Annotated in this window: 7 protein-coding genes and 1 rRNA gene; 5 read left to right on the forward strand and 3 right to left on the reverse strand. The window is 36.4% G+C overall.

The features are described 5' to 3' along the window. Positions 1-351: 351 nt before the first annotated feature. Together LCM23_RS03475 and LCM23_RS03480 are read right to left on the reverse strand one after the other, a co-directional pair. Positions 352-4,821, reverse strand: coding sequence for a glutamate synthase-related protein (locus LCM23_RS03475; protein WP_224935703.1), 4,470 nt, complete (start codon positions 4,819-4,821; stop codon positions 352-354). Between the two features lie 351 nt (positions 4,822-5,172). Beyond that, positions 5,173-6,468 (reverse strand): glutamate-1-semialdehyde 2,1-aminomutase, encoded by a 1,296-nt coding sequence (locus LCM23_RS03480; protein WP_263624108.1) that lies wholly within the window; start codon positions 6,466-6,468, stop codon positions 5,173-5,175. A gap of 169 nt (positions 6,469-6,637) precedes the next feature. On the opposite strand from LCM23_RS03480, the gene LCM23_RS03485 reads away from it, so the two are divergent. The 3 genes from LCM23_RS03485 to perR all read left to right on the forward strand — a co-directional run bounded on the left by LCM23_RS03485 (position 6,638) and on the right by perR (position 8,410). Beyond that, positions 6,638-7,054, forward strand: a complete 417-nt coding sequence (locus tag LCM23_RS03485; protein WP_224935704.1) for an ion channel — start codon at positions 6,638-6,640, stop codon at positions 7,052-7,054. A gap of 76 nt (positions 7,055-7,130) precedes the next feature. Beyond that, positions 7,131-7,607: a thioredoxin-dependent thiol peroxidase gene (bcp, locus tag LCM23_RS03490; RefSeq protein WP_224935705.1), complete on the forward strand. Its 477-nt coding sequence runs from the start codon at positions 7,131-7,133 to the stop codon at positions 7,605-7,607. Positions 7,608-7,969: 362 nt separating this feature from the next. After that, a complete protein-coding gene (gene perR / locus LCM23_RS03495) occupies positions 7,970-8,410 on the forward strand; it encodes a peroxide-responsive transcriptional repressor PerR (protein ID WP_180317040.1) in 441 nt (146 codons plus the stop codon). 123 nt (positions 8,411-8,533) lie between these two features. Here the strand turns inward: perR and LCM23_RS03500 are convergent, their stop codons facing one another. Next, positions 8,534-8,896, reverse strand: a complete 363-nt coding sequence (locus LCM23_RS03500; protein ID WP_224935706.1) for a YgzB family protein — start codon at positions 8,894-8,896, stop codon at positions 8,534-8,536. A gap of 142 nt (positions 8,897-9,038) precedes the next feature. Here LCM23_RS03500 and LCM23_RS03505 point away from each other — a divergent pair, with 142 nt between their 5' ends. Both LCM23_RS03505 and LCM23_RS03510 read left to right on the forward strand, forming a co-directional pair. Beyond that, the gene (locus LCM23_RS03505; RefSeq protein WP_224935707.1) at positions 9,039-9,899 is read left to right on the forward strand and encodes a nucleotidyltransferase-like protein; all 861 of its coding nucleotides are present in this window, start codon (positions 9,039-9,041) and stop codon (positions 9,897-9,899) included. Between the two features lie 284 nt (positions 9,900-10,183). After that, a 16S ribosomal RNA gene (locus LCM23_RS03510) occupies positions 10,184-10,396 on the forward strand; the annotation flags it as partial.

The following is a 10,396-nucleotide window of genomic DNA, read 5'->3' on the forward strand; positions in this document are numbered from 1 at the left end:
TAAAGTGGATTAATTTTAAATGAAAAAAATAGAAACACATCAAAAGGGAAGCAAGAGGGAGAAATTTGTTTGGATTAGCAGAGAATCGCATCAAAAAACCAGCAAGAGAGAAGAATTTACTAGAAATGAGGCGAAATATCGACTAATTTCAGATTGGACTTTAATGACAAACGGATGACCGATAATGCTGAAGCCCGAATCTTTTTCCGCACTCCAAGTGAAATGAGTCACATACACATAAATTCATAAAGAAACACGAGAAATTCATCATTAGAATTCCTCGTGTCTCAAGTTTAGCAGAAAAACAAAATCAAATGAGTATTTCTTATAGCAGAAGAAATGTATGTTATATCACTCAGTTGAAACAGAAGGGTCGGCTTGTTCTTTAACTGGAACAATTTGCAAAAAGTGACTACTTAAATCTGATAAAAGAGCTTTTAAACCAATTGCTTCATCTTCTTGGTTTTGATCCATCAATAGATCGATATATTTTTCTAATAGTTCTTTTACATCATCTAGTCCATTTTGGTCAAGCTCGGTTACGTTTACTTTTGCACCTTTGGCTATTCTTCTTTCAATTGCTGCTTTTGTTAATCCCATTTCAGGTTGATGTCTTAAGTAGACGACGCCACCTGTCATCCCTGCACAGATCCATGGGCCCGGATCACCTAATACAAGGCCGCGACCGTTTGTCATATATTCAAACGCAAATCCCTTAATATTCGCATTTGTACCGATTTTCCCAAATTCCTTCTCGGGAATTGCACTTGTTAGTTGTCCACCGATAATCATATCAGCTCCAGATAGACGAATACCAGCTCTTGCATCAGCGTTTCCTTGGGCAACGAGAAGTCCCACTTGTGCACCATAGCCAAAACCTTTTCCAACAGATCCATTATAATACTGTCCATTCTTCCCTTTCGATTTAAAAATTAAGATTTGCCCACCGAAGGAAGTTTTACCAATACCATCTTGTGCACCACCTGCTACTTCGATGTTTATGCCGAAACTGTTATAGGCTCCTAATCCGTTACCAGGGATAGACCCATCATTATATTTGAGGTCAACTGGAGGAAGAGTTTTATATGATCCATCTAAGCGTCCTCTTACACGGTGACAAGAAACACGACTACCAAGCACCCTTTGCTCTGAAGTAACATTAGAGAAGGTACGCGATTGGTGTAATTCTTCTACACTCTTGTCTAGATATTCAGCACCAACAGCTACTTGTAATTGAGCCTCACTCACTTCTTTAGGCTGCTCATTATTAGTGAGCTGTGAAATGTCTAATGTACGAAGTAAGTAGTCTAAATTCAATTGTTCTTTTCCTTTTATTTGTTCAAGTAAATCTGTACGTCCAATGGCATCTTGTAGATTGCGAATACCGATGCTGCCGGCAAGTGCTTGCAGTTCTTTACCGAAAGCAGAAAATAAGTTAACTAATCCTTGGACAGCAGATTCAAATTGACGAGGAACGAATCTTCTTAACCCATGTTCTTTTGCTTGTGCCTCTGAATCAATTTGCGTAGCAATTCCAACATGACAAGTATCTAGATGACACCCACGGCAAGTTGTACAACCAATGGCTAACATTGATAATGTACCAAACCCGACTCTATTTGCACCGAGTAACATCACTTTTAAAACATCACTAACACTTTTTAAGCCGCCATCTGCCCATAGCTCAACATAATCTCTTAATCCAGCTTCTAGTAAGGCGTTATGGGCCGCTTTAACACCAATTTCAACGGGTAAACCAACATGTTGAAGCGCGTGGATTCTAGCTGCACCTGTACCACCATCAAACCCACTTAAAGTGATAATGTCCGCACCAGCTTTAGCGATTCCTACAGCAATTGTTCCAATATTAGGCACAACAGGTACTTTAACTGACACTTTCGCTTTATCGTTCGCTGTTTTTAATTCATGAATCATTTGTGCTAAATCTTCAATAGAATAAATATCATGATTATTTGAAGGTGAAATTAAATCAGATCCAATTGTTGCATTTCTAGCTTCAGCTATTTTAGCTGTTACTTTAGAGCCTGGTAGATGTCCGCCTTCACCTGGTTTTGCTCCTTGACCGATTTTAATCTCAAGAAGGTTAGAAGAGTTAAGAAGCTCAGCGTTTACTCCAAATCGTCCTGAGGCAACTTGTTGACCTCTTGTACGAGGATATTTTCCGAGCATATCTTTTATTTCTCCGCCTTCACCATTTAAACTAATCATATTTAGTCTTTCTGCACCTTCTGCATAGGCTCTAAAAGCAATTTCATTTTGAGAACCAAATGACATAGAAGAAATAACGAATGGTAAGTTATGATCTCCAACAGAAATATTAACATCCTCTGGTGAAATTTTGGTTTCTGATTGTTTAAAATCAGTTAGGTGACGGATGGTTGTTGGGTTCTGAGCTTCTTGTTCGCTTATCTTTTCACGGTAAGCATCATATTCACCTGTAGACGCAACTTCACCAATTGCTTTCCAAATTCTCGGGAATAGATGGAAGGTTTTCCCGATTCTGTTTTTATCGTTTATAAAGTCTTCCGCTCTTAACAAAGCATCTTCTTTCATATGACCAAAATTGTATTTAAGCTCACCTGAACCAAAGAAATTGATGATATTTAAATATTCAGCGATTTCTTCGTTTAAGCCAATAGTTGAGAATAAGCGACCATATCCTCTTAGTTCATGAATCCCGATTGTAGAGATTACCTTTTCCAACCCTTTTGTTAAAGCTGAATATAAGTTAACAAGAGGAGTTATTTCTTCGTTAGCAACAGTTACAAACATATAATATGGGCTAATTAAATCTGCACCTAAACCGTAAGCTGTAATAATATCATGTAATGACCTGATAGAAGCGGAACGTAAAAGTAAAGAACAGTCTCTTCTTATTGTTTCTTTTACTAATGCTTGATCAATGGCAGATACGACTAAGTGTGGATCCATCCAGTAGGAATCTTCTTGATGAGCACTGGCATCATTCAAGACAATAAGTGTTTTACCAGCTTTAACTGATTCAATCGCTTCTTTTGATAAGCGTGAAATGGCCTCTTTAATCGTTTCATCTTTTGAAAAAGTGATAGAAAGATAGGCAATTTTCTTTTGTGCTTGATAATATTCTGTTACTTGATCATAGCTAGGCTGATTGATTTCCTTTACACACTCGTATCCTAATTTTCCTTCTATTAATAAAGGTGTTTGTAATTCAAGTACATCTATTGATTCTTCATTATTAAAGAGTGACGGTCTTTTACCGATAATTGTTCTAGTAGAGAAATGTTCTGTTTCTCTATCTCTATCAATGGCAGGGTTAGTAACAACTGCAACACTTTCTTTAATAAAATCAGCGATATTTGTTCTCTCACCATTTAAAGCAGCTAATGGAGCATCATGGCCAAGTGAACGGATAGGTTCCGCGCCTTTTTCTGCCATTTGTTCTACTAAGTTCACATGGTCTCTTTCCCAACCAAACGCTTTATATTGACCATTATGAATCTTTGTAGGGAAAGCCATTGTAGTTACTTTATTCAAAACTGGCGCACGTAAACGATTTTTATAATCCTTAACATTTACACGAGAAGAGAAGCGATTAAATGTTTCTTCCTGATAGTTTTCATGTTCATATTTTTCTAGTTTATTACCGTTCCATTTGAAGCCAACTTTTTCACCAGGAGATAAGGGCTTCGGTTCACTTACATATTCACTCGATGAAATAATCCCTGGTTCAGATGAGAATAAATAAGAACTTTCAGTCTCTAACATCCAAAGGGGTCTTAATCCAAGGGAGTCTACACTATATACCGCTTCGTTTCCGAATCTTGAGATAATTCCAGCAGGCCCTTGAGCGAAATGACCCCATGCTTCCCTTATATAAGTATATAAATCTTGCAAATGTGGAGGGTATGACTTGATTTCATTAATGATTGGAGGGAAGAGTACGTCCATCGCTTCAAATAATGAATAGCCATCTCTACAAATGAGTGTTTCAATTGTTCTGCTTAAATCTTGGGAATCACTACCCCCTCTAACGAGTGGTACATTAATCATTCTAGCTTCGTCGCGTAATTTTGCAATCGTATTAATTTCACCATTATGCCCTAAGACGGCAAATGGTTGCACACGAAAAAAGCTTGAGAGTGTATTAGTCGAATAACGATTATGGCCAAGTGTCATAGTCGAAGCTACCAATGGGTTTGCTAGGTCGTGGTAGTATTTAGGTAAAATATCGCCAGCTCCCATTACTTTATATACAGCATGAAACTGACTAAGGGATGCTACGTGAATAAATTCATTTTTTTCTGCTTCTACAATGACTTCTAATATCGCTTGATTCAGATCTGTTTCATTTTTATCAACCATACATGCAATTTGCCAAAAAACAGGGTTCTCTTGAATCGCTATTGGGCCAAGTGCAGAAGAGTCTGTCACTTCATCTGATTCGAAAATTAAAGAAAATCCTTTATCATCAAGAAGTTGACGTACTTCTGTTTTGAAGGTTTCACTTTGTTCATTACGAGTGAAAAAGAGATGACCGACGACAAAATTGGGTGTGTCAACAACTGCTGAATCGATTTGAGCTTTTTTAAGTTTTTCTTTCCAGAGTGTACGGGGGATATCGATATGAATCCCGACGCCATCTCCTTCTCCATTAATAAATCCTGCACGGTGGTTCATTGTTACTAATGCATCTATACAACTGAAAATATTTTCACGTGTAGGAATCTTTTCTTTTTCTAATGAAGAAACAATCCCACATGCATCGTGTTCTTGATTATTAAAATTTTTGAATTGGGAAGGGGTCCATTGTTGAGTCATAGTATTCGGCTTTTTGAGGCAATGCCTTAAGCCGTTCACCTCCTAGTTTAGTAATGTTTTTGAGGTTGCTAGATTGTTAAGATTTCTAGCGAAGTTAATTGAAATGTTATTTAACTGGGTAACGCATTAAAGTGTTTCGGTAACGAAGGAATTATACAGAATATTTTCATTATCATATCACATGAATTTTCAGAAATCAATTATTTATACATTTTTATGGATATGAAAAAGGTTGAGAATGTATAAAAATGTATAGCGGAATCTATATTTGTAAACGTTTTCATAGTATGTATCAAGAGAAAAAGAGAGCTGGATGGCTCTCTTTTAGTGTATAAAAAATGAATATTTTATTTATTGGTTGGCTAATTCTTCGAAAGTATCATGGACTGCTTGAATGGTAGCGTCAATATCTTCCTCTGTATGAGCAATTGTAAGGAACCATGCTTCATATTTGGAAGGTGCTAGGTTGATGCCTCTATTTAACATAAGCTTGAAGAACTTAGCAAACGTCTCACCGTCCGTATTTTCTGCTTGTTCATAGTTGATTACTTTTTCATCAGTAAAATAAACAGTTAATGCCCCTTTTAATCGATTAATTGATATGGAAATATTGAACTGCTTGGCCGCATTCATGATGCCATCTTCAAGCTTTTCGCCTAATCTATCTAAGTATTCATAAACCCCAGGTTGTTTTAATACTTCTAAGCAAGCAATTCCAGCTAAGATTGATGCAGGGTTTCCTGCCATTGTTCCTGCCTGATAGGCGGGACCTAGTGGAGCAACACTCTCCATAATCTCTTTTTTGCCACCGTAGGCACCAATGGGTAAACCGCCGCCAATAATTTTTCCTAATGCTGTGAGGTCTGGTTGCACACCTAATAAATCCTGTGCACCTCCATAGTGAAAACGAAAAGCAGTAATAACTTCATCATATATAACGAGTGAACCATGTGCGTGACTTATCTCATTTACCTCTTCCAAGAACCCTGGTAAGGGCTCGACAATACCGAAGTTACCTACAATCGGTTCTACTAAAACTCCTGCAATCTCATGTCCCCATTTATCCATTGCTTGTCTAAATGAATCAATGTCATTAAAAGGAACGGTGATTACTTCTTTTGCAATCGATTGAGGTACCCCGGCAGAATCAGGTGTACCAAGAGTTGACGGACCAGAACCAGCTGCAACTAGTACTAAATCAGAATGTCCGTGATAACAGCCGGCAAATTTAATTATTTTATCTTTTCCTGTATACGCCCTTGCAACTCTTATGGTTGTCATCACAGCTTCCGTACCGGAATTCACAAATCTTACTTTTTCTAAATTAGGCATCGCCTCTTTCAGCAGTTTAGCGAAGTCTACTTCATACGGAGTAGGTGTGCCAAATAGTACTCCTCTTTCGGCAGCTTCTTTAATGGCCTTCGTTATATGAGGGTGAGCATGTCCTGTAATAATAGGTCCGTATGCTGCTAAATAATCAATATATTGATTCCCATCTACATCAAAGAAGTAAGCACCTTGGCCTCTCTCCATTGCCACAGGTGATCCTCCACCAACCGCTTTATAAGATCGAGAAGGGCTGTTTACACCCCCGACAATGTGTTCAACAGCTTCTTTATGTAGTCGTTCGGAATTGATAAAATGCATCAATATTCCTCCTTAAGTAATATAATCTCCCTTTATATTTTAACATGTAAGCTAATGATATGTTAAAAGCAAAATATTTTCATATCTATCGTCAGTAAGACAACTTGTCATACTCTCAAAAAGTTGAACGTATAATGGTAATACCGTCACGAGAGAGGTGAGGTTAGTCGTGCTATTTTTTTTCGTTATTTTTACTGTTACATTATGTATTTTTATGAGTATGCAAAGCCTCTTAACACCTAAAAGAACGAAGGGAAGATGGGTGTCATTAGATAACTTTTTTTATTTAATTTGTCTATATGCTACGATTTTGATTGCTTTTGGGTTAATATATATTATTCTCGATTTAAATGGGCATGTGGTGCTAATAGATGAAACAAGCTATGGAGGGATTAATTTCTTAGATCGTCTTGCATCAGGTTTTTATTTTAGTGCTGTTACTCTTTTTTCATTGGGTTATGGAGATGTTATCCCCGTGGGTTTAGGCCGTATGGTTGCGATGGTTGAAGCATTGATAGGCTATGTCATTCCAACTGCATTTGTCGCAAGAGTTGTTTTTAATATTGATAATAAAAATGATCAATGAGAAGAAGGGTGTTTACTTGTATTTCACTCTTGTTTTTAATAGTCTAAGAAAAACGTGGTTAAGGAGTGAGCGATTTATGAGTATAGAACTTGGAGAAAAAGCACCCGCATTTACATTAGAAGCAAGTAATGGAGAAGTTGTTAATCTAGAAGATTTTCGTGGGAGGAATGTCGTATTATATTTTTACCCTAAGGATATGACGCCTGGTTGTACGACTGAGGCATGTGATTTCCGCGATAGGCATAATGATTTTTCTGATGTAAATACAGTCATTATTGGTGTTAGTCCAGACCCGATCAAACGTCATGAGAAATTTATTGAGAAACATGGGTTACCATTTCTTTTGCTTGCAGATGAAAATCATGAAGTTGCAGAAAGCTACGGAGTTTGGAAGTTGAAAAAGAATTTTGGTAAAGAATATATGGGGATTGAACGCTCTACGTTTGTGATTGACGAGGAAGGCAGATTAATAAAAGAGTGGCGAAAAGTGAAAGTAAAAGGACATGTAGAAGATGCGTTGCATTTCTTACAAAATAGAAAAGGTCAGGCTTAAAATAACATGATAATAACTTGCCCATTTTAAAGAATTTAAGGCTTTTGTCCACGCAAGTAAAGCTAGTTTGAATATGATTAAACTAGGGCATACCTCCTCAAATATATTTTCCGGACTTTTAAAATGAGTCCGGAATTTTTTTTTGATGACGGGTTAGATCTGTCGATTTGTGGAATGAGAAATACAAAGGTATTAACAAAGTTAAGTTTATTAAAGATGGAATATTAGCTGGGTTTAGTCTATATGATAAAATAAGAAAAACATACTTCTTGAAACGCGGTTATTGACAACTTTCAATAATTATTAGTAAACTATTTATAAAGATTATAATATAAGAATGAATAGAAGAGAGGTGCATGACGGTGGCGCAAACACATCTTAAAGAAGCATTGGATACGTTAAAAGATACAGGGGTTCGCATTACTCCACAGCGTCATGCGATACTTGAATATTTAATAAACTCAATGACGCACCCAACAGCTGATGACATATACAAAGCATTAGAGGGAACGTTCCCAAATATGAGTGTGGCTACAGTTTACAATAATTTAAGAGTATTTCGTGAGGTTGGGTTAGTAAAAGAACTAACCTATGGAGATTCATCCAGCAGATTTGATTTTGTAACAACACAACATTATCACGTCATTTGTGAAGGTTGTGGTAAAATTGTTGATTTTCATTATCCTGGTTTGGATGAAGTTGAACAATTAGCAGCACATGTGACTGGCTTTAAAGTAAGTCACCACAGAATGGAAGTTTATGGGGAATGTCCAGAGTGTTCAAAGAAAAAAGAAATGCATTAAAATGTCTAAAGCTGTCAGCGTACTGCTGCCAGCTTTTTCTCTGTATTTTTACTTAGTTTTCTATACATATGAGTAAACATATTGTCTGTTTTAAGATTTACTTCTTTTTTGATGTGAGAAAATCTACTGCTTTAATGAAGTATCTTTTCGATTATATTTTTCGTCAAATTCTTTTCCTTCAAGTGTGCGATCGAGCGTTAGTGGTTCGCGACAATGCATGCACATATCAACCCGTCCTAATATTTTGGTTGGCTTGTTACAATTTGGGCAAACAACTTGTATTGCTTTAGTTGAAAGGATGCCAATCCACAAGTAAATAACCGTACTAGCAATAATGAATAATACACCAAGAAGCATACATAGAGACATAATTAATGGTGAAGTTCTGAAGAAAATACCTATGTACATGACAATAAATCCAACAAATATTAAGCTTAAAGCAAAGGTTCTTATTTTATTTATTTTACTCGAATATTTTTTTGCCATTTTGTTCCCTCCTAAACACTAACTATATCATATCATTGTAAGAAAAAATAAAAAAATTGTCACTATTTGTTGGTGTTTATCAAAGGGAATTTAGATGAATTGTCGAACTAATATATTAATACGAAATTATGGGGGCGTTATGATGGAAGATATACTCCGTCCTATTTATCAAGAAAGAGCTAGTCAACTAAATACACTAGGTGTGTTAATTGTAGAGGGAAATGAAAAGACAATTTCAAATAGAGATACGTTTGATGCAATACTATTAATTATCGTAGAAAATGCGGATACGCCTATTTTTGTGAAACATTACACATTTGAAGATAAGAAAGCCTCAATGCAAATAATAACGAAGCAACAATTGGATCAATGGATACTTATGGGGAGTAATAGGAAGATTTTTGACTGGCTTTATAGTGGGAAGGTTTTATTTGATCGCAATGAATATATAGGAAACTTGCGTGATAAATTAAACGAATTCCCATTCAAGGACAGAAAGCTCAAAATGGGACTAGAGTTTGCTAAGCTGATAAGAAGATATACAGATGGGAAAACTTTGTTTGAAAATCAGAATTATTTTGATGCTTATAATAATGTTGTTCATTCTTTGCATCATTTAGCAAGGCTCTCAGTTATAGAAAATGGTTTCCATCCAGAAGTAACACTGTGGAATCAAATTCGCCATATGGAACCAGAAATAATGAAACTTTATGAAGAGTTAGTACAAAGTCATGAGCCGCTTGAGAAAAGGTTAGAGCTATTATTTTTAGCTAGTGAATTTTTAATTCATTCACGAACAAAGGCTGGAGTTGGCCATTTACTTGAAGTTTTAGCAGAACAATCAGTTTGGACAATTCAAGAAATCATCCAGCATAAAGAACTGAGACACTACTCAGTGGATTTGGTGATTCTACTAGAATACTTAATTGACAAAGGGTTTATTAAAGTAATTAGTGAAGAAACAAAAGGAAAAGGGATTAAACACCGATATTACAGTTTGTAATAAATTATATTAAAAAAGCAAAAAGAGGTTGACCAAGGAAAAAAATGATGATATATTAATAACCGTCGCTAATAACTGTATGAAAAACAGCTAACGCGACGGAATGATTTTAAAAAAATCTTGACTCCATAATAATAGATATGTTATTATTGGAAAGTCGCTTCTAAAGCGAACGAGATTGTTCTTTGAAAACTGAACGAACATAAAACGTCAAGCGTAATTCTAAAAAAAGCTGATTTATCAGCAACAAAGCACCATAGGTGCAAATGAGCTAATCAAACACTTTATTGGAGAGTTTGATCCTGGCTCAGGACGAACGCTGGCGGCGTGCCTAATACATGCAAGTCGAGCGAATCTGAGGGAGCTTGCTCCCAAAGATTAGCGGCGGACGGGTGAGTAACACGTGGGCAACCTGCCTGTAAGACTGGGATAACTCCGGGAAACCGGGGCTAATACCGGATAATATCTATTTATACATATAATTAGATTGAAAGATG

Source organism: Cytobacillus kochii (genome assembly GCF_020171845.1).
GTDB classification, from domain to species: domain Bacteria; phylum Bacillota; class Bacilli; order Bacillales; family Cytobacillaceae; genus Cytobacillus; species Cytobacillus kochii.